The 20,201-nt window shown below is 60.2% G+C and carries 18 protein-coding genes; 9 read left to right on the forward strand and 9 right to left on the reverse strand.

Features of this window, described 5'->3' with window-relative positions; genetic code table 11:
• The first annotated feature begins 3 nt into the window (after nucleotides 1-3).
• Genes ACTD9P_RS09670 through ACTD9P_RS09695 form a run of 6 tightly spaced genes read left to right on the forward strand, consistent with a single transcriptional unit; the run spans nucleotide 4 to nucleotide 6,043 of the window.
• Entirely contained in the window at nucleotides 4-2,925 is a 2,922-nt protein-coding gene (locus tag ACTD9P_RS09670; RefSeq protein ID WP_438867558.1) for a monovalent cation/H+ antiporter subunit A, read from the forward strand.
• Nucleotides 2,925-3,269: a Na+/H+ antiporter subunit C gene (locus ACTD9P_RS09675; protein WP_003192163.1), complete on the forward strand. Its 345-nt coding sequence runs from the start codon at nucleotides 2,925-2,927 to the stop codon at nucleotides 3,267-3,269. The genes ACTD9P_RS09670 and ACTD9P_RS09675 overlap by 1 nt, the downstream gene beginning before the upstream one ends.
• Entirely contained in the window at nucleotides 3,266-4,948 is a 1,683-nt protein-coding gene (locus ACTD9P_RS09680) for a monovalent cation/H+ antiporter subunit D (protein ID WP_438867559.1), read from the forward strand. Before ACTD9P_RS09675 ends, ACTD9P_RS09680 begins: the two co-directional genes overlap by 4 nt.
• The gene (locus ACTD9P_RS09685; protein WP_219265512.1) at nucleotides 4,945-5,433 is read left to right on the forward strand and encodes a Na+/H+ antiporter subunit E; all 489 of its coding nucleotides are present in this window, start codon (nucleotides 4,945-4,947) and stop codon (nucleotides 5,431-5,433) included. The genes ACTD9P_RS09680 and ACTD9P_RS09685 overlap by 4 nt, the downstream gene beginning before the upstream one ends.
• Entirely contained in the window at nucleotides 5,430-5,708 is a 279-nt protein-coding gene (locus ACTD9P_RS09690; protein ID WP_038846025.1) for a K+/H+ antiporter subunit F, read from the forward strand. The genes ACTD9P_RS09685 and ACTD9P_RS09690 overlap by 4 nt, the downstream gene beginning before the upstream one ends.
• Complete coding sequence (locus ACTD9P_RS09695; RefSeq protein ID WP_017137536.1) at nucleotides 5,705-6,043, forward strand: Na+/H+ antiporter subunit G; 339 nt, start codon at nucleotides 5,705-5,707, stop codon at nucleotides 6,041-6,043. Before ACTD9P_RS09690 ends, ACTD9P_RS09695 begins: the two co-directional genes overlap by 4 nt.
• 65 nt (nucleotides 6,044-6,108) lie before the next feature.
• Here the strand turns inward: ACTD9P_RS09695 and ACTD9P_RS09700 are convergent, their stop codons facing one another.
• The 3 genes from ACTD9P_RS09700 to ACTD9P_RS09710 all read right to left on the reverse strand — a co-directional run bounded on the left by ACTD9P_RS09700 (nucleotide 6,109) and on the right by ACTD9P_RS09710 (nucleotide 8,740).
• Nucleotides 6,109-6,567: an HIT family protein gene (locus ACTD9P_RS09700; RefSeq protein ID WP_438867560.1), complete on the reverse strand. Its 459-nt coding sequence runs from the start codon at nucleotides 6,565-6,567 to the stop codon at nucleotides 6,109-6,111.
• Between the two features lie 269 nt (nucleotides 6,568-6,836).
• On the reverse strand, nucleotides 6,837-7,505 hold the full coding sequence (gene lepB, locus ACTD9P_RS09705) for a signal peptidase I (RefSeq protein ID WP_438867561.1): 669 nt from the start codon (nucleotides 7,503-7,505) through the stop codon (nucleotides 6,837-6,839).
• A 323-nt stretch (nucleotides 7,506-7,828) separates the two neighbouring features.
• Nucleotides 7,829-8,740, reverse strand: coding sequence for a hypothetical protein (locus ACTD9P_RS09710; RefSeq protein WP_438867562.1), 912 nt, complete (start codon nucleotides 8,738-8,740; stop codon nucleotides 7,829-7,831).
• Nucleotides 8,741-9,479: 739 nt separating this feature from the next.
• On the opposite strand from ACTD9P_RS09710, the gene ACTD9P_RS09715 reads away from it, so the two are divergent.
• Nucleotides 9,480-9,815: a DUF6124 family protein gene (locus ACTD9P_RS09715; RefSeq protein WP_438867563.1), complete on the forward strand. Its 336-nt coding sequence runs from the start codon at nucleotides 9,480-9,482 to the stop codon at nucleotides 9,813-9,815.
• A 327-nt stretch (nucleotides 9,816-10,142) separates the two neighbouring features.
• Here ACTD9P_RS09715 and cysS read toward each other — a convergent pair whose 3' ends face one another.
• The gene (cysS, locus tag ACTD9P_RS09720) at nucleotides 10,143-11,531 is read right to left on the reverse strand and encodes a cysteine--tRNA ligase (RefSeq protein WP_032889792.1); all 1,389 of its coding nucleotides are present in this window, start codon (nucleotides 11,529-11,531) and stop codon (nucleotides 10,143-10,145) included.
• Between the two features lie 21 nt (nucleotides 11,532-11,552).
• Nucleotides 11,553-13,253 (reverse strand): glutamine--tRNA ligase/YqeY domain fusion protein, encoded by a 1,701-nt coding sequence (locus tag ACTD9P_RS09725; RefSeq protein WP_438867564.1) that lies wholly within the window; start codon nucleotides 13,251-13,253, stop codon nucleotides 11,553-11,555.
• Between the two features lie 248 nt (nucleotides 13,254-13,501).
• On the opposite strand from ACTD9P_RS09725, the gene ACTD9P_RS09730 reads away from it, so the two are divergent.
• Nucleotides 13,502-14,005 carry a peptidylprolyl isomerase gene (locus ACTD9P_RS09730; protein WP_056858496.1) on the forward strand — a complete coding sequence of 168 codons (504 nt, stop codon included), beginning with the start codon at nucleotides 13,502-13,504 and terminating at the stop codon, nucleotides 14,003-14,005.
• Nucleotides 14,002-14,751, forward strand: coding sequence for a UDP-2,3-diacylglucosamine diphosphatase (gene lpxH, locus ACTD9P_RS09735; RefSeq protein WP_438867565.1), 750 nt, complete (start codon nucleotides 14,002-14,004; stop codon nucleotides 14,749-14,751). The genes ACTD9P_RS09730 and lpxH overlap by 4 nt, the downstream gene beginning before the upstream one ends.
• Before the next feature lie 155 nt (nucleotides 14,752-14,906).
• Here lpxH and ACTD9P_RS09740 read toward each other — a convergent pair whose 3' ends face one another.
• Genes ACTD9P_RS09740 through ACTD9P_RS09755 form a run of 4 tightly spaced genes read right to left on the reverse strand, consistent with a single transcriptional unit; the run spans nucleotide 14,907 to nucleotide 19,581 of the window.
• Nucleotides 14,907-16,442 (reverse strand): DHA2 family efflux MFS transporter permease subunit, encoded by a 1,536-nt coding sequence (locus ACTD9P_RS09740; RefSeq protein ID WP_438867566.1) that lies wholly within the window; start codon nucleotides 16,440-16,442, stop codon nucleotides 14,907-14,909.
• Nucleotides 16,442-17,638, reverse strand: a complete 1,197-nt coding sequence (locus tag ACTD9P_RS09745) for an HlyD family secretion protein (protein ID WP_285679396.1) — start codon at nucleotides 17,636-17,638, stop codon at nucleotides 16,442-16,444. The genes ACTD9P_RS09740 and ACTD9P_RS09745 overlap by 1 nt, the downstream gene beginning before the upstream one ends.
• A 15-nt stretch (nucleotides 17,639-17,653) precedes the next feature.
• A complete protein-coding gene (locus tag ACTD9P_RS09750) occupies nucleotides 17,654-19,111 on the reverse strand; it encodes an efflux transporter outer membrane subunit (RefSeq protein ID WP_438867567.1) in 1,458 nt (485 codons plus the stop codon).
• Entirely contained in the window at nucleotides 19,111-19,581 is a 471-nt protein-coding gene (locus ACTD9P_RS09755; RefSeq protein ID WP_438867568.1) for a MarR family winged helix-turn-helix transcriptional regulator, read from the reverse strand. The genes ACTD9P_RS09750 and ACTD9P_RS09755 overlap by 1 nt, the downstream gene beginning before the upstream one ends.
• Nucleotides 19,582-20,201 lie beyond the last annotated feature (620 nt).

Consider the following 20,201-nt stretch of genomic DNA (forward strand, 5'->3'; position numbering starts at 1 on the left):
CCTATGTCCCTGATAGTTCTACTGCTTCTGCCTTTTATCGGCAGCTGTCTGGCGGCCTTGCTGCCGCATAACGCACGTAACACCGAATCCCTGTTGGCCGGCCTTGTGGCCCTGGTCGGCACCCTTCAAGTCGCCCTGCTCTACCCTCAGATCGCCCACGGTGGCGTGATCCGCGAAGAATTCATGTGGTTGCCCAGTCTCGGGCTCAACTTCGTGCTGCGCATGGACGGGTTTGCCTGGCTGTTCTCGATGCTGGTGCTGGGCATCGGCACGCTGGTGGCGCTGTATGCGCGCTATTACATGTCGCCGGATGACCCGGTGCCGCGCTTCTTTGCGTTTTTCCTGGCCTTTATGGGCGCCATGCTCGGGCTGGTGATCTCCGGCAACCTGATCCAGATCGTATTCTTCTGGGAACTGACCAGCCTGTTTTCGTTCCTGCTGATCGGCTATTGGCACCACCGCGCCGATGCCCGGCGCGGCGCCTATATGGCGCTGATGGTCACCGGCGCCGGCGGCTTGTGCCTGCTGGCGGGTGTGATGCTGCTGGGGCATATCGTCGGCAGCTATGACCTGGACCTGGTGCTGGCGGCGGGCGATCAGATTCGCGCGCATTCGCTGTACCCGGTGATGCTCGCGCTGGTGCTGATCGGCGCCTTGAGCAAGAGCGCGCAGTTCCCCTTCCACTTCTGGCTGCCCCACGCCATGGCGGCACCCACGCCGGTATCGGCCTACCTGCACTCGGCGACGATGGTGAAGGCCGGCGTGTTCCTGCTGGCCCGCCTGTGGCCGTCGCTGTCCGGCAGCGAAGAATGGTTCTGGATCGTCGGCGGTGCCGGCGCACTCACCCTTCTCCTCGGCGCTTACTGCGCCATGTTTCAGAATGATCTCAAGGGCCTGCTGGCCTACTCCACCATCAGCCACCTAGGGCTGATCACCCTGCTGCTGGGCCTCAACAGCCCGTTGGCCGCCGTTGCTGCGGTGTTCCATATCCTCAACCACGCCACTTTCAAGGCCTCGCTGTTCATGGCGGCGGGCATCATCGACCACGAAAGCGGCACGCGGGATATCCGCAAGCTCAGTGGCCTGGTGCGGCTGATCCCGTTTACCGCGACCCTGGCGATGGTGGCCAGTGCGTCCATGGCCGGCGTGCCATTGCTCAATGGTTTCCTGTCCAAAGAGATGTTCTTCGCCGAAACCGTGTTTATCTCGGCGACAAAGTGGGTAGAAATCGCCCTGCCGGTGATCGCGACCATCGCCGGTACGTTCAGCGTGGCCTATGCCCTGCGCTTTACCGTCGATGTGTTCTTCGGCCCGCCCGCGACCGACCTGCCCCACACGCCCCACGAGCCACCGCGCTGGATGCGCGCGCCGGTCGAGCTGCTGGTGTTTACTTGCCTGCTGGTGGGCATCTTCCCGGCCCAGGTGGTCGGTTCGATCCTCGCCGCCGCCGCACTGCCGGTGGTGGGCGGTGTGCTGCCCGAATACAGCCTGGCCATCTGGCACGGCTGGAATGCGCCAATGATCATGAGCCTGGTGGCCATGTCCGGCGGTATCGTGCTGTACCTGCTGCTGCGCAAACAGCTCAAGCGTGGCCGTTTCAAATACCCGCCGATCATCAGTTACTTCAACGGCAAGCGCATGTTCGAGCGCAGCCTGGTGGTGATGATGCGCGGCGTGCGCCGTATCGAAAAACGCATCAGCACCAAGCGCCTGCAAACCCAATTGTTCCTGCTGGTGCTGGCGGCGGTGATTGCCGGGTTGATCCCGATGCTCAACAGCGGCCTCAGTTGGGGCGACCGGCCGAAGATCCCCGGTTCCATCGTGTTCGTGACCCTGTGGGTGCTGGCCATCGCCTGTGCGCTGGGCGCCGCCTGGCAAGCCAAGTACCACCGGCTGGCAGCCCTGACCATGGTCAGTGTGTGCGGCATGGTCACCTGCGTGACCTTCGTGTGGTTCTCGGCACCGGACCTGGCCCTGACCCAGTTGGTCGTCGAAGTGGTCACCACCGTGCTGATTTTGCTGGGCCTGCGCTGGTTGCCACGGCGGATCGAAGAAGTCTCGCCATTGCCGAGCTCGTTGCGCAAGGCGCGCATCCGTCGCCTGCGCGACTTCCTGTTGTCCACCGTGGTGGGTGGTGGCATGGCGCTGCTCTCCTACGCAATGCTGACCCGCCAGACACCCAACGATATCTCCTCGTTTTACCTGAGCCGCGCCCTGCCCGAAGGCGGCGGCAGCAATGTGGTGAACGTGATGCTGGTGGACTTCCGGGGCTTTGATACCTTGGGTGAAATCACCGTGCTCGGCGCCGTGGCGCTGACCGTCTACGCCCTGCTGCGCCGCTTCCGCCCGTCCAAAGAGAGCATGGAGTTGCCGCCACAACAGCGCCAACTGGCGCCGGACGTGGCCACCGATTTGGTCAACCCGCGCCAGGCCAGCGATACCGCCTTGGGCTTTATGATGGTACCGGCGGTGCTGGTACGCTTGCTGTTGCCGATTGCGCTGGTGGTGTCGTTCTACCTGTTCATGCGCGGCCACAACCAGCCGGGCGGCGGTTTCGTCGCGGGGTTGGTGATGTCGGTGGCGTTTATCCTGCAATACATGGTCGCCGGCACCCAGTGGGTCGAGGCGCAGATGAGCCTGCGGCCCATGCGCTGGATGGGCTTCGGCCTGCTTTCGGCCACCTTGACCGGGCTCGGCGCGCTGTTTGCTGGCTACCCGTTCCTCACCACCCACACCTGGCACTTCAGCCTGCCGCTGCTGGGCGACATCCACATTGCCAGCGCGTTGTTCTTCGACGTTGGCGTGTACGCCATGGTCGTCGGCTCCACGCTGTTGATGCTCACCGCCCTCGGTCACCAGTCGGTGCGAGCGCATAAACCGAGCAACCAGCCCAAGGCCGTTGCCGTAACCGAAGGAGCCGCCTGATGGAAGAAGTCATCGCAATTGCCATTGGAGTGCTGGCGGCCTCCGGCGTCTGGCTGATCCTGCGCCCACGGACGTTCCAGGTCGTCATGGGCCTGTGCTTGCTGTCGTATGGGGTCAACCTGTTCATCTTCAGCATGGGCAGCCTGTTTATCGGCAAAGAGCCGATCATCAAGGACGGCGTGCCGCAAGACCTGCTCAACTACACCGATCCGCTGCCCCAGGCCCTGGTACTCACGGCCATCGTGATCAGCTTCGCCATGACCGCGTTGTTTCTGGTGGTGCTGCTGGCCTCCCGTGGGCTGACCGGCACTGACCATGTGGACGGTCGGGAGCCAAAGGAATGACGTGGATGAATCAAATGATCGTCGCGCCGATCCTGCTGCCGTTGCTGACCGCCGCGCTGATGCTGATGCTCGGCGAAAAACGCCGCCCGTTGAAAGCCAGGATCAACCTGTTCTCCAGCATCATCGGCCTGGGTGTCGCCATCCTGCTGCTGTACTGGACGCAACAAGGCGGCCCCGGCTCGATTGGCGTGTACCTGCCGGGCAACTGGCAGGTGCCCTTCGGCATTGTGCTGGTGGTGGACCAATTGTCGGCGATGATGCTGGTGCTCACCGGCATTATCGGTGTGAGCGCGCTATTGTTCGCCATGGCCCGCTGGGACCGCGCCGGCACCAGTTTCCACGCGCTGTTCCAGATCCAGCTGATGGGTTTGTACGGGGCATTCCTGACGGCGGACCTGTTCAACCTGTTTGTGTTCTTCGAGGTGCTGCTGGCGGCGTCCTACGGCTTGATGCTGCACGGCTCCGGCCGCGCGCGGGTGTCGTCGGGGCTGCATTACATTGCGATCAACCTGTTGGCGTCGTCGCTGTTCCTGATTGGCGCGGCGATGATCTACGGGGTCACCGGCACGCTGAACTTTGCTGATCTGGCGCTGAAAATACCGCTGGTACCGGAAGCCGATCGCGGCCTGTTGCATGCTGGCGCGGCGATTCTGGCCACTGCATTCCTGGCCAAGGCCGGCATGTGGCCACTGAACTTCTGGCTGGCACCCGCCTACTCCTCGGCCAGCGCTCCGGTGGCGGCGATGTTTGCGATCATGACCAAGGTCGGCGTGTACACCGTGCTGCGTCTGTGGACCTTGCTGTTCTCCGGGCAAGCCGGCGCTTCGGCGCTGTTTGGCGGCGACTGGCTGGTGTACGGCGGCATGGCGACTATCATCTGCGCGGCGCTGGCGATGTTGGCGGCGCAACGCCTGGAGCGGATGGCCAGCCTGAGCATTCTGGTGTCGGCGGGGATCCTGCTGTCGTCGGTGGGCTTTGCCCAGCCAAGCCTGACCGCCGGGGCATTGTTCTATCTGGTCAGCTCGACCCTCGCGCTGAGCGCGCTGTTCCTGCTGGCCGAGTTGATCGAGCGTTCGCGCTCGGCCAATGATCTGCCGCTGGATGAAGAAATCGACGCGCTGCCCAAGGCCATGGAGTCGTTGCACCCACGCCCGGGCGTCAACCTGGACGACGAGCAGAAAGCCGTGGTCGGCCAGGTGATCCCCTGGACCATGGCCTTCCTGGGCTTGAGCTTTATCGCCTGCGCACTGCTGATTATCGGCATGCCACCGTTGTCCGGGTTTATCGGCAAACTCAGCCTGTTAAGCGCGCTGGTCAACCCAATGGGCCTGGGTAACGCGGTGGATGAGCCGATCCGCCCGGCGGCCTGGGGTTTGGTGGCGCTGTTGATCTTGTCGGGCCTGGCTTCGCTGATCGCCTTCGCCCGCCTGGGCATCCAGCGCTTCTGGACACCAGAGGAGCGCCCATCGCCGCTGCTGCGCCGCTACGAGTGTGTGCCGATCTTCTTTCTGCTCGGCCTGAGCATTCTCCTGACCTTCAAGGCCGAACCGTTGATGCGCTACACGCAGGCCACCGCCGACAGCCTGAATAACCCTGAGCATTACGTGATGGCGGTGATGGCCACGCGCCCGGTACTGAGCCCTGAATCCAAATCCGCCGCCCTGGAGGTGCAGCCATGAAGCGCCTGTTCCCTGCCCCGTGGTTGTCGCTGGCATTGTGGGTGCTGTGGCTGGTGCTGAACCTGTCGGTCAGCCCAGGCAACCTGTTGCTGGGCGCGGTGCTGGGCTTTCTCGCGCCGCTGCTGATGGCGCCGCTGCGCCCGCTGCCGGTGCGCATTCGTCGCCCCGGCGTCATCATCCGCCTGTTCTTCGTGGTGGGCCGCGACGTGATCGTGTCCAACCTGCACGTGGCCTGGGGCGTACTGACGTGCGGATCGCGCCCGCCGCGTTCACGTTTTATCAAAATCCCGCTCGACCTGCGTGACCCCAACGGCCTGGCCGTCCTGTCGATGATCACCAGCGTGACGCCTGGCACCGTATGGTCGGAACTGGCCCTGGACCGCAGCATCCTGTTGCTGCACGTTTTCGATCTGGACGATGAAGCGCCGTTTATCGAGCACTTCAAAGCCGTCTATGAGCGGCCCCTGATGGAGATCTTCGAATGAGCGCCCTGCTCTCCAATGCGATCCTGCTCAGCCTGTTCCTGTTCTCGCTGGCGATGGTGCTGACCCTGGTGCGCCTGTTCAAAGGCCCGTCCGCGCAAGACCGGGTTCTGGCGCTGGACTACCTGTACATCCTGGCGATGCTGATGATGCTGGTGCTCGGCATTCGTTATGCCAGTGACACCTACTTTGAAGCGGCGCTGCTGATTGCGCTGTTTGGCTTTGTCGGGTCGTTCGCCCTGGCGAAATTCCTGCTGCGTGGCGAGGTGATTGAATGATGCCGCTCTGGGTTGAAGTGATCGTGGCCGTGTTGCTGGTGCTCAGCAGTCTATTTGCGCTGATTGGCGCGATTGGGTTGTTGCGGATGAAGGACTTCTTCCAGCGCATGCACCCACCGGCACTGGCCTCCACACTGGGCGCGTGGTGCGTGGCGCTGGCGTCGATTATCTACTTTTCGGTGCTCAAGTCCGGGCCGGTGCTGCATGGCTGGTTGATTCCGATTTTGTTGGCGATTACGGTGCCTGTTACCACACTGCTGTTGGCGCGCACGGCGCTGTTTCGCAAGCGCATGGCCGGTGATGATGTGCCTGCCGAGGTCAGCAGCCGTCGCTGATTGATCAAGCGAATACGATCAAACTGTGGGAGCTGGCTTGCCAGCTCCCATATTGTTTTTTTGCGTCAGACGAACGATCTGATGTGCGCCGCCAACGCTGCCAGTTCCCCATCATCGGCCCGCACAAAATCGTGGGATGAGATATAGCCCTCATACGCCTCGAAAAACTTGTCGACTTTGGAACTGATGGGCTTGAACGCACTGTCCTGCCCGGTGCCATGCATGGGAAACAGCTTCGCATGCAGATGGTCCACGCCGTAGCCCTCCAGCATCATCCCGGTGCGCGCCACGTCGGGAAACGCCCGATCAATCAGCAATGCGGTCTTCTTGGTCGCCACAATCAGCGCGGACAACACCGCATCCGTCTGCGCGAACGCGTAGCTGCCGTAATGCTGCCTGGGGATCACCACGCTGAAACCAGGCGTATTGGGGAAGATCGACAGGAACGCCATATGCTGGTCGTCTTCCCAGAGGATATGGACCGGGGACGTCTTGCGGACAATGCTGCAGAAAATACAATCCATTCAAATCACCTTCTGTTTCAGGACGATGAGCAGATCAATCAGCTCACGGCCCATAGCGCCGAGCGTTTGCCCCGCGCACTTGAGCAAACCCTGAGGCACGCACAGGGCCAGTAGAAATTGGCCGCTGACATCGACCTGTCGGGCGCCTGCGACTTTCCAATGGCTACCCTCAGCGGCATAAAAAAATCGCCAGCAAAGGCGGCGCGACGGTCGAGCAATTGGGAAGCATCGCGGTGTTTGCCATTCGGGCACTGCGCGCAAAAGTCTAATTACAGGATCGGCGCGCCGAACCGGTTCAAGCGCGGCATCCAATGATCGAGTATCTCAGCTGACGCCAGCACATGATGCGCGTGCCCGATCAGCAAGCGGCGTGGCACAAAGCCGATGTAGCGCGAATCATCGCTGTTGTCGCGGTTGTCACCCAGCATGAAGTAACTGTCGGCCGGCACGGTGACCGGGCCGAAATTTCGCAGTGCCCGAACCGTGGGCATGAACTGAATGGTGCGCTGACTGTTGGCCGCAAGCTCGGTCAGCTTGATACCCGGCACGGTTTGGCCCGGCACGATCGGTTCGCTGATGTCCTGGCCATCACTGTAGGTGGCGGGTGTGCCGTTAACCCACAGCACTTCATCTTTCATTTCCAGGGTATCGCCGGGAATGCCGACGATGCGTTTGATTAAACGCATGCCGTCCTTGGGTGACGAGAACGTCACCACATCGCCGCGTTTGGGGTCATCCAGCTTGGCCAGGGAAATATCCGTAAGCGGCAACTTGAGGTCATACGCCACGCGGTTGACCAGTACCACATCGCCCTCAAGCAACGTCGGGCGCATCGACCCGGAGGGGATCGGGTTCCAGTCGGCCAGCGAGGTACGGAACACGCCGAAGCACAGCCAGAAAAGGATGACGTAACGGTAGCGGCTCAACCAACTTCGCATACAGCCTCGCACTATAAAGGGGGCGCCGGCGGCTGCCAGAGAGCCCAGGGTAACATTTGGCAATACTCGCTTATTACACCTGTGGATTAAATTAATATTAGCGTTAGAGCCCGCAATCGAAGGCCTAAAAGAAAGGAGAGTCGCCCCCCATGGAAATCAAATGCTCGGTCTTTATCGCGGCCAGCGTCGACGGATTTATTGCCCGACCCGACGGCGAAAACGGCTTTGTTCAGAGTCGGTATCAGGTCACCGCCGAGCATTGAGATTCAAGTGCCCACGCTCGGCAATTTTCGGCAGGAGTGTTGATCCAGCCCAATCACCTATCAGACCAAAGCCAATGCATTAGCATAAATATGAGTGGGCGGATGGCCGCCTTGCGCCCCCCACTTTTCCTCCTGGCCATTAATCACTGCCATGGAGTGACCTGTCATCAAACCATTGATTGGAACGCCGTGTGTGACAACACCCAGTTGCCCACGCCCCAAGGTCCTAACATCTGTGACTCGGATGTGAGCGGACAAGCCCAGACGCCGCAACCCATCTCTACGATCACTATCACCATCATTAATGCTGTAAAGCGCGGCGTCAAAACTCCTGCTGGCGTAACCATCGTTGTTTTCCCATTGTGCTCGTTTGGCACTCGCGGCATACAAAAAGCAAGCATCGGCCAGCATCGCCGAATCAGTGCCTTTAAAATCCGATCTTTGGGCTGCCGTTGCTAATTCGCTTCTGGACAGGTGGAGCCTGAAGCCATCGCGCATCACCACGTCATAGCCATCACCCGTTAGTTTCACTTGGTTGAAAATATCGGTGGGTTTCTGACCAAACCTCATCATCGCCGCTTTTATGGCCGCAACCGTGATGCAGTTCCCGTCCTTCCCTTGGCTGAAACCACTCCAGATATTACCGGGCCCACTGCCTGTGCTGGGCTTTCTTCCCGGATGACTCTTGGAGGTGTAATAGTCATAAGACTCCCTACTGTGATTGGGTGTCTGGTTGTTCACGCGCTGCTGATTGCGAAGCCCAGCTATGTTGGCAGACTGGGTATAACGCAGGGAACGCCTTGTATTGGGCAACGAGGAATCACCCGCATCTGGAAACTGTTGCTGCATAGGCTGACCAACAGCAGCCTTGGCCTCTACGTAGTGGCCAAGGGTCTGGATCAACTTGTTGAGATTGTTCTTGAAAGTGCCGTCACCCGTCCTTTCCCGGATCACCTTCAACCGGTCAATCAAACTCGAGGCTGTTTGGGCCTTGGACCCTGGCGCCGCTCTAAGCCACTCATCAACCTGTTGTCTCACCGCAGCAACATCAGCCGCAGACGCGGTGGATACTGAATTCGGTAGCCCGCCATTCTGAGCATAAAGGCCGCTCCCACCCACTGGCCCTGTTACCCCTGGATTCCACATCTACCACTCTCCCGACTAATGGATTGAAAAGCCCATAAGGCTGCAACCTTTCATTGGTTAGCCGGACACCGAAAGTTCCATATTTTAAGTAGGCTTTCTGCCCCGCCATCACCCACTTTTTCCGGCAATTGGAGCAGACGCTGGCTCGTTCCTAGCCCAACGCAGGGGCAAATCCAACAACAGCGGGTATGCAGGGCGGGCACGGTAAAATGTGGGAGCAACTGTCTTGAGGTTGATCGTCCCCACGCTCTGCGTGGGAACGAGGCAATACACGGAATTTTCCGACAGCTTTTTAGGGTTGCCCCTCGGAAGATGGCTGCCTAATCTTCCGGGGTCGCTGCAAATTCAGCGACCGGGTTTCGCAGCCCGGTTAAACTCTAGACGCACAGCGTCCACCTCAAGATAGCGGGCGCTTTTTTACGCCTGATGTTATGGCGGCTGTGCGCGGGATACCTTCGGGTATGCCGGGTGCCTAGAGTCCCGGTCTGCGAACCTGCGTACAGCTGCCACCCGATTTTCGTTTCGCAGCGATGGGTGGTGACTCCAATACTCTAGGAGCTTCGCCATGATTAAAGACAGTCCAAACCCGCCGTCGGATTCAACCGCGTTTCACGCTGCTGCTCATCGAGCAATTAACCATTATCTGAATCCTTCCGAGAAACCAGAGCCGTCAGCTGAAAGCCATGGTGTGTTTACCGTGCGCGAAGGATTAGACGTCGAGACGCTGCTGGTGAACGCGTCGGAGGATCTTTCGTCAGTTCAAGCGCTGGCAAGCCATTTGGCGTTTGAGGTAGACGGCAATCCGCGCAGCGTGGTGCTTGGAATTTGCCGGATGCTGGAGGGAATCCAGTTGATGGTGGAAAAAACACTAAGCCTCAGTTCCAGCCCAACCCAGGGATAAATCCAACAACAGCGGTTATGCAGGGCGGGCACGGTAAAATGTGGGAGCGGGCTTGCTCGCGAATACGGAGTGTCAGTTGATACATTTTTAACTGATCCACCGCATTCGCGAGCAAGCCCACTCCCGCATTGATCGTCCCCACGCTCTGCGTGGGAATGCATCCCGTGACGCTCCGCGTCACCTTGCACAGGGCTTGAGGTGTTTGCCAAAAGCAGGACGCAGAGCGTCCAGGGCGGCGTTCCCACGCAGAGCGTGGGAACGAGCCATGCTCGCACAATAAAAAACGCCCCGAACCAGTCGGGGCGTTTTTTATTCAGGGTTTACCGATCAAGCCTGATCAGCCAAGCGCCACGTCGTGCCGCCCTTGCCGTCTTCCAGCACCACACCCATCGCGGTCAGTTGGTCGCGGATACGGTCGGATTCCGCCCAGTCTTTGCCTGCACGCGCAGCCAGACGCGCTTGAATCAGCGCATCAACCTCAGCCGCGTCCACACGCCCTTCGGCGCCGGCTTGCAGGAAGTCATCGGCTTCCATCTGCAGTACACCGAGCACGCTGGCCAGTTCTTTCAAGCGCGCAGCAAGCCCTGCGGCTGCATCGAGATCACTCTCACGCAGGCGGTTGATCTCGCGCACCATCTCGAACAGCACCGCGCAGGCTTCCGGCGTGCCGAAGTCATCGTTCATCACTTCGGTAAAGCGTGCCACGAAGGCTTCGCCGCCGGCAGGCGCCACGGCTGGCAGGCCTTTCAACGCATGGTAGAAACGCTCCAGGGCGCCTTTGGCGTCCTTGAGGTTGTCTTCCGAGTAGTTGATGGCGCTGCGGTAGTGGCTCGACACCAGCAGGTAACGCACCACTTCCGGGTGGTACTTTTCCAGCACGTCGCGGATGGTGAAGAAGTTGTTCAAGGACTTGGACATCTTCTCGCCATTGATGCGGATCATGCCGCAGTGCATCCAGGCGTTGGCGTAGGTCTTGCCGGTGGCGGCTTCGCTTTGGGCGATTTCGTTTTCGTGGTGCGGGAACTCAAGGTCGCTGCCGCCGCCATGAATGTCGAAGGTCTCGCCCAGGCAGCAGGTGGACATCACCGAGCATTCGATGTGCCAGCCCGGACGCCCGGCGCCCCACGGCGATTCCCAGCTTGGCTCGCCGGGCTTGGTGCCTTTCCACAGCACAAAATCCAGCGGGTCTTGCTTGGCTTCGTCAACTTCGATACGTGCGCCGATGCGCAGGTCTTCGATTTTCTTGCGCGACAGCTTGCCGTAACCCATGAACTTGGCGACGCGGTAGTACACGTCGCCATTGCCCGGGGCGTAGGCGTAACCCTTGTCGATCAGCGTCTGGATCATCGCGTGCATACCTGGAATATGGTCCGTGGCACGCGGTTCCATGTCCGGTTTGAGGATGTTGAGGCGGGCCTCATCCTCGTGCATCGCAGCGATCATGCGCTCGGTCAGCGCGTCGAACGACTCGCCGTTTTCGTTGGCGCGGTTGATGATCTTGTCGTCGATGTCGGTAATGTTGCGCACATAGGTCAAGTCATAGCCGCTGAAACGCAACCAGCGGGTCACCAGGTCGAAGGCAACCATGCTGCGGCCGTGGCCGATATGGCAGTAGTCGTACACGGTCATGCCGCACACGTACATGCGCACCTTGTTGCCATCCAGCGGTTTGAAGACTTCTTTGGTCTTGCTGAGTGTGTTGTAGATCGTTAGCACGACATTTCCCTTAAGACAGAATCACTGGCCCCACGAATCACGCAAGGTCACGGTACGGTTGAATACCGGTGCACCAGGTTTCGAGTCCTTGATATCCGCGCAGAAGTAACCTTCGCGCTCGAACTGGAAACGGTCTTCCGGCTGTGCGTCGCCAAGCGATGGCTCGGCACGACAACCCGTGAGAACTTGCAGGGAGTCAGGGTTGATGTTGTCGAGGAAGCTGGCGCTGTCTTCAGCCTTCTCAGGGTTCGGCGAACGGAACAGACGATCGTACAGGCGTACTTCGCACTCGATGCTGGCAGCGGCCGGCACCCAGTGAACGACGCCCTTGACCTTGCGGCCTTCAGGGTTCTTGCCCAGTGTTTCGGGGTCGTACGAGCAACGCAGTTCGACGATATTGCCATCGGCGTCCTTGATCGCTTCGTCGGCACGTATCACGTAGCTGCCGCGCAGGCGCACTTCGCCGTTCGGCTCCAGGCGCTTGTAGCCTTTTGGCGGTTCTTCCATGAAGTCATCACGGTCGATGTAGATTTCACGCGCGAACGGCAGCTTGCGCACGCCGAGCTCTTCTTTTTGCGGGTGACGCGGCAGTTCGAGGTGGTCGACCTTGTCTTCCGGGTAGTTGGTGATCACGACTTTCAACGGACGCAATACGCACATGGCGCGCGGTGCGTTGGCGTCCAGATCCTGACGGATGCTGAACTCGAGCATGCCGTAATCGACCACACCGTCGGAGCGATTGGTGCCGACCATGTCGCAGAAGCTGCGGATCGACGCCGGGGTATAGCCGCGACGGCGGAAGCCCGACAGGGTGGACATGCGCGGGTCATCCCAGCCATGCACGTGCTTTTCGTCCACCAGTTGCTTGAGCTTGCGCTTGCTGGTGATGGTGTAGTTCAGGTTCAGGCGGCTGAATTCGTACTGACGCGGGTGCGCCGGAACCGGCAGGCTGTCGAGGAACCATTCATACAGCGGGCGATGGCTTTCGAACTCCAGGGTGCAAATGGAGTGGGTGATGCCTTCGATGGCATCCGACTGACCGTGGGTGAAGTCGTAGTTCGGGTAGATGCACCACTTGTCACCGGTCTGGTGGTGATGGGCGTGGCGGATGCGGTACATGATCGGGTCGCGCAGGTTCATGTTCGGCGAGGCCATGTCGATCTTGGCACGCAGCACACGGGCGCCGTCCGGGAACTCACCGGCGCGCATGCGGTTGAACCAGTCGAGGTTCTCTTCTACCGAACGGTCGCGGAACGGGCTGTTCTTGCCCGGCTCGGTCAGCGTGCCACGATATTCCTTGGCCTGCTCCGGGGTCAGGTCGTCGACGTAGGCCTTGCCGGCCTTGATCAGCTCGACGGCCCAGTCGAACAACTGGTCGAAATACTTGGACGCATAGCGCACTTCACCGGACCATTCGAAGCCCAGCCACTTGATGTCGCTTTCGATGGCGTCGATGTATTCCTGGTCTTCCTTGGCCGGGTTGGTATCGTCGAAACGCAGGTGCGTGACGCCACCGAACTCCTGGGCCAGGCCGAAGTTCACACAGATCGACTTGGCGTGACCGATGTGCAGGTAGCCGTTGGGCTCTGGCGGGAAGCGGGTGACGATCTGCGTGTGCTTGCCCGAATCCAGGTCCGTCTGGATGATCGGGCGCAGGAAATTGACCGGGACGGCAGGTCCGGCCTTGGAATTCGAGGTAGGGTCGACAGTGGGCTTGCTCATAGGATCCTTGAACAGACAGGTTCGTGGCCGGTTGGGCCAGATAAAACAAAGGCGATATCATAGCCGATGCTGTCAAGTACCTGACAGAGCAGCACCGAAAACTGCTGCATTTAATGCACCGGCGGTAAAAAACCACCTCGAAATTCCTGCAGGGCACGCTAAACTGCGCGCCTTGGCACATATTTGGCCAAACCGGTAGCGGCGCCTTGGCGTCCAAACCCACGAATTCCCTGAAAAGAGTAGTGAACATGACTAAAGTCAAACTGACCACCAACCACGGTGACATCGTCATCGAGCTGAACGCCGAGAAAGCGCCGATCACCGTCGCCAACTTCATCGAGTACGTGAACGCCGGCCACTACGAAAACACCGTTTTTCACCGTGTCATCGGCAACTTCATGGTTCAGGGCGGCGGTTTCGAGCCGGGCATGAAAGAAAAGAAAGACAAGCGTCCAAGCATCCAGAACGAAGCGGACAACGGCCTTTCCAACGACAAGTACACCGTCGCCATGGCCCGTACCATGGAGCCGCATTCGGCCTCCGCGCAGTTCTTCATCAACGTGGCCGACAACGCCTTCCTCAACCACAGCGGCAAGAACGTGCAGGGTTGGGGCTACGCAGTATTCGGTAAAGTTACCGAAGGCCAGGACGTCGTTGACAAGATCAAAGGCGTTTCCACCACCTCCAAGGCCGGTCACCAGGACGTTCCAGCAGAAGACGTAATCGTCGAGAAAGCCGAGATCGTTGGGTGATATTACTGATTTCAGATTTGCATCTGGAAGAGGAACGCCCGGACATTACCCGGGCGTTTCTGGATCTGCTCCACGGCCGCGCCCGTGGCGCCCAGGCGTTGTACATTCTGGGGGACTTCTTTGAAGCCTGGCTTGGCGACGATGGGATGAGCGCCTTCCAGCGTTCCATCTGCGAGGCGTTGCGCGAGCTGAGCGACAGCGGCACCCCGATTTTTGTCATGCATGGCAACCGCGATTTCCTGATCGGCAAGGCATTCTGCAAAGCAGCAGGCGCTACCTTGCTCAAGGACCCGAGTGTCGTGCAGTTTTACGGCGAGCCCGTGCTGTTGATGCACGGCGACAGCCTTTGCACCCGCGACGTCGGCTATATGAAGCTGCGGCGCATCCTGCGTAACCCGATTGTGCTATTTATCCTGCGGCACTTGCCGTTGCGCACCCGCCACAAGCTGGCGCGCAAGCTGCGCAGCGAGAGCCGTGCGCAAACGCGCATGAAGGCCAACGACATTGTCGATGTCACGCCCGATGAAGTGCCACGAGTGATGCAGCAGTTCGGCGTGCGCACCCTGGTCCACGGCCATACGCACCGCCCGGCCATTCATAAACTGCAGATTGGTGACCAGGCGGCCAAGCGCATTGTGCTGGGAGATTGGGACAAGCAAGGTTGGGCGTTGCAGGTGGATGAGCAAGGGTTTGCGCTGGCGGCGTTTGACTTTGTGAACCCGCAGTTGGCATTGCCCGGCGCATAACTTTCAAAACGCCGCCGCTCCAATGTGAACCGAGATCCAAATGTGGGAGCGGGCTTGCTCGCGAAGGCGGCGTGTCAGTCAACTCAGGTATCGACTGAACCACCGCTTTCGCGAGCAAGCCCGCTCCCACATTTTTGACCGCGTACAACTTCAGATCAGTGCCCCGAAGCCTCCGGCCCGGCCTTCGCGCCAAACGGCGGTTTGGCCAGCCACACCAGCAACATCAAGCCCATGAACATCCACCCCAGCAACGTGAAGTAATCCACGGTGGACATCATGTACGCCTGGCTGGTGAGTATCTGGTCCAGCTGCGCATAGGCCTTGTGCCCTGCCCCACCGAGCGCCTGCAAGGCATCACGGGTGGCCGAGTCGTAGGTGGTCATGTTCTCGCTCATGTACGCGTGGTGCTGGTCCGCCCGGCGAATCCAGATCCAGGTGGTCAGCGACGCCGCAAAGCTACCGCCCAGGGTCCGCAGGAAGGTCGCAAGGCCTGCGCCGTCGGCGATCTGCGCCGGCGGCAAGTCGGACATCAAAATGCTCAAGGTCGGCATAAAGAACAGCGCCACGCCGATCCCCATGAACAACTGCACCAAAGCGATGTGGGTGAAATCCACCTCATTGGTAAAACCTGCGCGCATAAAGCAGCTCAAACCAATCGCCAGGAACGCCAGGCCCGCCAGCAGGCGCAGGTCGAACTTGTGCGCGTACTTGCCCACAAACGGCGACATCAGCACCGGCAAAATGCCGATCGGCGCGACCGCCAGGCCCGCCCAAGTGGCGGTGTAGCCCATCTGGGTTTGCAACCATTGCGGCAGGATCAGGTTGATCCCGAAGAAGCCCGCGTAACCCAAAATCAACACGATGGTGCCGATGCGGAAGTTGCGGTAGGCAAACAACCGCAGGTTGACCACCGGGTGTTTGTCGGTCAGTTCCCAGATGATAAATACCGCCAGGGCAATCACCGAAATCGCCGCACCAATGATGATGAAGTTGGACTCGAACCAGTCCAGGTCATTGCCCTTGTCGAGGATGATCTGCAACGCGCCGACACCGACGATCAAGCTCAGCAAGCCGACGTAATCCATCGGCTGGTGACTGGTGACCACCGGGCGTTTCTTCAGTTGCGAACGCACCACCATCACCGCAAAAATGCCGATGGGCACGTTGATAAAGAAGATCCACGGCCAGCTGTAGCTGTCGGTGATCCAGCCGCCGAGGATGGGCCCGGCAATCGGCGCCACCACCGTGACCATCGCCAGTAACGCCAGGGCCATGCCGCGCCTGGCCGGTGGGTAAACCGCGATCAGCAACGTCTGGGTCATTGGGTACAACGGCCCGGCGACCAGGCCTTGCAGCACCCGAAAGCCAATCAACTCAGGCATCGAGGTGGAAATACCACAGAGGAACGACGCCAGCACAAACAGGATGGTCGCCCACAAAAACAGCTTCACCTCGCCGAAGCGGCGGCTCAGCCAGCCGGTAAGCGGCAAGGCAATCGCGTTGCTCACCGCAAACGAGGTGATCACCCAGGTGCCCTGCTCCGAACTCACGCCCAGGTTGCCGGAAATGGTCGGCAACGCCACGTTGGCGATGGTGGTGTCGAGCACCTGCATAAAAGTCGCCAGCGACAGGCCAATCGTGGCCATCAGCAAGCTGGGCGGCGTAAAGGACGCGGGGGCGTTAGCGCTCATCAGCGTTGCACAGCCTTGGGTGCGGCGAGGCTGTTGTCATGGATCAATTGGCTGATCATGGCATCGGCTTCGGCCAGTTGGCGGTCATACACGTTGGTGGTGAACGAGGCCTTTTGCGGTGCCTGTTGCGCGAGTACCGGGCCGCTCTGGTCGTGCAGGTTGACGTTGACCACGGTGCTCAAGCCCACGCGCAACGGGTTCTTGGCCAGCTCATCAGCATTGATATGGATACGCACCGGTACACGTTGCACGATCTTGATCCAGTTACCGGTAGCGTTCTGCGCAGGCAGCAGGGCAAAGGCACTGCCGGTGCCGGCGCCGAGGCTGTCGACGGTGCCGGTGAATTTCACGTCACTGCCGTAGATGTCCGCCTCGATGTCCACCGGCTGGCCAATACGCATATCACGCAGTTGGGTTTCCTTGAAGTTGGCGTCGATCCACAACTGGTCCAGCGGGATCACTGCCATCAACGCGGTGCCGGGCTGCACGCGCTGGCCCAGTTGCACGGTGCGCTTGGCCACATAGCCGGTGACCGGTGCGATCAAGGTGCTGCGCGCGTTGGTCAGGTAGGCCTGACGCAGTTGCGCGGCGGCGGCTTGCACGTCCGGGTGGGACGAAATCACCGTGTCATCCACCAAGGCATTGGTGGTTTTCAGTTGCTGCTCAAGGTTGGTCAGGGCGTTTTTGGCGGCGGTCAGGCTGTCACGCGCATGGGACAGTTCTTCCTGGGAGATCGCACCGCCCTGGGCCAGGGTCTTACGCCGGTTGAAGTTGTCCTGGGCGGTTTGCACGTCAGCTTTCTGTGCGTTGACCTGGGCTTTCATGCCGTCGACATTGCTGTACAAACCGCGTACCTGGCGCACGGTGCGGGCCAGGTTGGCCTGGGCACTTTGCAGGCCGACGGCGGCGTCATTCGGGTCGAAGTTGATCAGCACCTGGCCCTCATGGACCAGGTCGCCGTCGTCGGCGCCGATGCTGACCACGGTGCCGGTGACCAGCGGGGTAATTTCCACCACGTTGCCGTTCACATAGGCGTCGTCGGTGCTTTCATTGAAGCGCCCGTAGAACTCATACCAGCCCCACACGCCGACTACGCCAAGAATGACGATCAGCGCCAGGCCGATCAGCATGACCTTGCGTTTGCGCGGGTTGTTATCGGGTTTTTCAGTTGCGTTGCTGTTTTCGGCAGTGGCCATGACAAATACCTCAAATTATTCCGTACGGGTGGCGGGGCTGGTCGTGGTCGCGGCCACGTTATCGGCGTTGAATCCGCCACCCAGGGCTTGCATCAATTGAATCGACAGGTCGATCTGCGCGGAATTCAGGGTCGCCAACTGACGCTGGGCCTGCAGCAATTGCTGCTCGATGCTGAGCACATCCAAATAGTTACCGATGCCGGAGCTGTAACGCTGCACGCCGGTATCGTAAGACTGCTGGGCAATGTCCGCAGCGTGTTGCTGCGCCTGGATCTGCCGGCCGGTTTCGCGCAGTTGCATCAGGGTGTTGCCGATATCGCCCAAGGCTTGCACCAGGGTTTTGTTGTACTGGGCCACGGCCAGGTCGTAATCGGCGTCGCGGGCATCGAGGTCGGCACGCAAGCGGCCACCGTCGAAGATCGGCAGCGAAATCGTCGGCGCAATGCTGAAGAAGCGGCTGGCCGAGCCAAACATCGCATCACCGAGCAACGACTCGGCCCCGGCGCTCGCGCTGAGGTTGAGGTTGGGGTAGAAGCGGGTTTTGCTCGCGGCCACATTCTTGCTCGCCGCCTCGACACGCCAGCGTGCGGCGATCAGGTCCGGGCGACGGCCCAGCAGTTCGGCCGGCAATACTGAAGGCACGGCGACGGCGCTGGGTTTCAGCACATTCGGGCGGCTCAGCTCGCCGCCACGGTCCGGGCCTTTGCCGAGCAATACGGCCAGGGCGATCTTGGCGCTTTGCAGCTGTTTTTCGGCATCGATCAATTGCGACTGGGAGCTGGCTTCCAGGCTTTCGGTCTGCTGGTACTGGTACTCGCTGTCGATACCGGAGCTGAGGCGACGTTTGCTCAGGTCGAGCATCTGGCGAGTGCGCTTGAGGTCATCGTTGGCCAGGTCACGCACGATATGCGCCTGGCCCAAGTCGCTGTAAGCCTTGGCCACGTTGGCAGCCAGGGTCAAGCGAGCAGCTTGCTGGTCGACTTCGGCGGCACGCGCCTGGCCCAACGCGGCTTCCCAGGCGGCGCGCTGGCCACCCCAGAGGTCGAAGTTGTAGTTGAAGCTGGCGCCGATGTTGCGCACGGTGGCATAGGCATCGCCCTGCCCGCGCGGGTCCTGGTCCTTGGCCAGGCGCGAACGGCTCACGCCGGCGCTGGCATCCAGGGTAGGCATGCGTTCGGCGTCGGCGGCATAGGCGGCGGCTTCGGCCTGGTGCGCACGGGCGCTTGCCACTTGCATGTCAGGGCTGTTTTGCAGGGCTTCGTGGATCAGGCCATCAAGCTGCGGATCGCCGAGGCTTTTCCACCAGTCGGCGGTTGGCCAGGCGGCCGTGGACAGGGTCACGCCGCTCAAGGATTTGCCGGTTTGCAAGGTGTTGGCGTCGAGACGTTGGCCCTGGGTGTCGAGGCCGCTGAAGTTGGCACAACCGGCCATGCTCATCGCCACCAGCACCAGGCTGAGTGCACGCGTTTTCATTAATTACCTACCCGCTGGATGACGATGGCGTCACCGGCAGCTACCAGAATTTTCTTGAGGATTCTTTCCAGGCTTTCCAACTCACCAGGCTCCAGGGCACCGGCCAGTTCATTCATCGACTGCGCGCCGATATGCGGCAACATGTCGGCCAGGCGCTGGCCGTCTTCGGTGAGCACCAACTGCACTTGACGCCGATCCTGTTCGGAACGCTTGCGCGCCAGCAGGCCCTTTTGCTCCAGACGGTCGAGCATGCGGGTCATGGAGCCGCTGTCCAGGGACAGATTGCGGCACAGCTCCGCCGGGGTATCGACGTCGAACTGGGCAATGATGATCAACACCTTGAACTGCGCGGCGGTGACGCCGTGGGGTTCCATATGGGTGTCGATAATGCGGTCCTTGAGCAGCGCCGCCCGGCCCAGCAACAGGCCAAGGTGGCAGTTGCGAAAGCTGTCAGGGGTGTAGTGGGTCATCGAAAGTCACCTTATTACTGCCTAGGCAGTGAATGTATGACAAGATGTTACTGCTTAGGCAGCGAATGTCAAATGGAATTATTAGCTTGCTTGGTATTTTCTCGACAGGAGGGATTGGAATACAAACAACTGTGGGAGCTGGGGTTGCCTGCTATAGCGATTTGGCGGGGGTGTTTGGTCGGGGTACATATCCATTGCTGCGGTAACGGCTGCCTAAGGTTTCGCTTTTACAGCGACTCACTTTTCGAAGGACCGAAAAGTAAGCAAAAGGTCCTCGCCCCAACACTCGGTGCCTCGCTGTGGCTCGGCATGCCCGCAATCCGACAGTGATTTGGGGGGCCGCCGCGATGGGCCATCCTTGGCCCAGCGCGGCTAAACCGGCTTCCCTGCCGGTTTACCCCCCAAATCACTGTCAGATTCCGGCCATCGTGTTTAACGGGGCGATTTCAGATCAAGATCAAAAGCGCAGATCAAAAGACCGCTGACTTCGCCAGCGAAAAGGATGTAAGAGCCGGAGCAACAGCAACAGCAGCGCCATACTCGGTCAAAGGTGGGAGCGGGCTTGCTCGCGAATGCGGTGTGTCAGTCAATTCATCTGTCACTGATACACCGCATTCGCG

It is taken from the genome of Pseudomonas onubensis, from assembly GCF_965653655.1.
Classification (GTDB): domain Bacteria; phylum Pseudomonadota; class Gammaproteobacteria; order Pseudomonadales; family Pseudomonadaceae; genus Aquipseudomonas.